The sequence below is a fragment of the Natroniella acetigena genome (assembly GCF_023227745.1).
GTDB classification, from domain to species: Bacteria; Bacillota; Halanaerobiia; order Halobacteroidales; family Halobacteroidaceae; genus Natroniella; species Natroniella acetigena.
Map to the genome: position 1 here is coordinate 1 of NZ_JALKBX010000113.1, position 1,368 is coordinate 1,368.

The 1,368-nt window shown below is 35.6% G+C and carries 1 protein-coding gene; it reads right to left on the reverse strand.

The genetic code is table 11. The features are described 5' to 3' along the window. A partial coding sequence (gene ltrA, locus MWH25_RS12775) for a group II intron reverse transcriptase/maturase (RefSeq protein WP_248628035.1) occupies positions 1 to 1,059 on the reverse strand: 1,059 nt, incomplete at its 3' end. Positions 1,060 to 1,368: the final 309 nt, after the last annotated feature.

The window sequence follows — 1,368 nt, forward strand, 5'->3', positions numbered from 1 at the left end:
ACGTATTCTCATTCTTATCCATCCATCTAATTTTCTATATAGTCTCTTTACATTTCCTATCTTAAAGTAGTTCCCCCAACCCCTCAAGACTGGGTTCAACTCGGCAATTATCACCTCTACAGGAAATGGTCTAGCTCTACCAGTAATCTTCCTTATTTTGTTCTTGAATTTTGTTATTGCTCTCTCTTTGGGTCTCTTATATCTAGAATAATGAAATTTGAATCCTAGAAATTCAAATCCATCATAGAAATTCGTTACTACAGTCTTTCGAGGATGAAGTTTTAACTTTAATTCATTCTCTATAGTTTGACGAGTAACTTTTAGTGCTCTATCAGCTTTATCTTTACTTTTTGTCAAAATTACAAAATCGTCCGCAAATCTAACTATCTTATAACCCCGACGGGTCATCTTCCTATCAAAATAATGTAGATAGATATTAGCTAATAGAGGAGATATGACACCTCCTTGAGGTGTCCCTTCTCTCGTTTCTTCTCTACCCTCTTCGGTCATGACTCCTATAGTCAACCATGACCTAATAATATCCAAAACCCAACCATCACTTATATACTCCGCTATAAAATCCATTAATAATTCATGATCTATAGTATCGAAGTAAGATTTAATGTCAGCGTCTACTACCCAATGATACCCCTCTTTTTTATATTCTTCTATCTTTTCTATTGCATCATGGGCTGATCTATTGGGTCTAAATCCAAAAGAACATTCGCAAAATTCTCGTTCAAGATATACTTCCAGTACTTGCCTGACTGCTTGTTGAGCAATCCTATCTTTGATTACTGGAATGCCTAATGGTCTCTTCTCTCCATTTCCTTTGGAAATGTATGTTCTTAATACTGGTAATGGCTCATAAGTGTTCTCTCTCAACTGTCTATGGAGTTCTCGCATATTCATTCCGTAGTTATTTTCATATTCTTCTATGCTTACATTGTCAACTCCACCACAACCACCATTACCCAGTACTTTCTGTCCAGCAATATGCAAACGGATCTTATCTGTAATTATATCTTTTAAACTATATAGAGTTCGAACTTTCAACACCCATCCTAACCTCACTACTTACCAGTTCTTCCTATCTCACCTTAATATCTCAATCCCTATCTTCACAGCATTCCTGAGCACGTCTCTAAGCTCTCACCAATCGCACCTCTCAGTTTACTACTACTTAGGTCATGGTATTCCCTAAATTACTCCTGTTTTCAGTTATGATTTCCTGTTCACACTTCATTTAGTACTCACTATCTCTTAATAGCGTTTAAACCATTAAAATTGAGATATCATCAGCAATCAATTCTTTAACTTCAATAACCTAGATATCCTTCGCTATAATCAACCTTCATTGATTTTTTT